This window comes from Neisseria bergeri, from assembly GCA_003044455.1.
Taxonomy (GTDB): Bacteria; Pseudomonadota; Gammaproteobacteria; order Burkholderiales; family Neisseriaceae; genus Neisseria; species Neisseria bergeri.
In genome coordinates this window covers 1-596 of sequence record POWY01000040.1, presented here as the reverse complement: position 1 = coordinate 596, position 596 = coordinate 1, and the positions used below count along the sequence as shown (strand labels likewise).

Annotated in this window: 1 pseudogene; it reads left to right on the top strand. The window is 59.7% G+C overall.

What is annotated here, in order from left to right:
• Window positions 1-21: 21 nt before the first annotated feature.
• Window positions 22-596: pseudogene (mafB, locus tag DBY86_RS12790) on the top strand (polymorphic toxin MafB class 1); the annotation flags it as partial.

Genomic DNA, 596 nt, shown 5'->3' with positions numbered 1-596 from the left:
CGCCGCAAAGGAGGATAAACCGTGAAACCGCTGCGAAGACTGACAAACCTCCTTGCCGCCTGCGCCGTAGCGGCGGCCGCACTCATACAGCCCGCCCTCGCGGCGGACTTGGCGCAAGACCCGTTCATTACCGATAACGCCCAACGGCAGCACTACGAACCCGGAGGCAAATACCACCTCTTCGGCGACCCGCGCGGCAGCGTCTCCGACCGCACCGGTCAAATCAACGTCATCCAAGACTATACCCACCAGATGGGCAACCTGCTCATCCAACAGGCAAATATCAACGGCACAATCGGCTACTACACCCGCTTTTCAGGACACGGACACGAAGAACACGCCCCCTTCGACAACCACGCCGCCGACAGCGCAAGCAAAGAACAAGGCAACGTTGACGACGGCTTTACCGTATACCGGCTCAACTGGGAAGGATACGAACACCATCCTGCCGATGCCTACGACGGGCCCAAAGGCAGCGACTATCCCGACCCCACGGGCGCAAGGGACGAATACACCTATCACGTCAATGGCACAGCCCGCAGCATCAAACTCAATCCGACCGACACCCGCAGCATCCGGCAACGCATATCCGACAA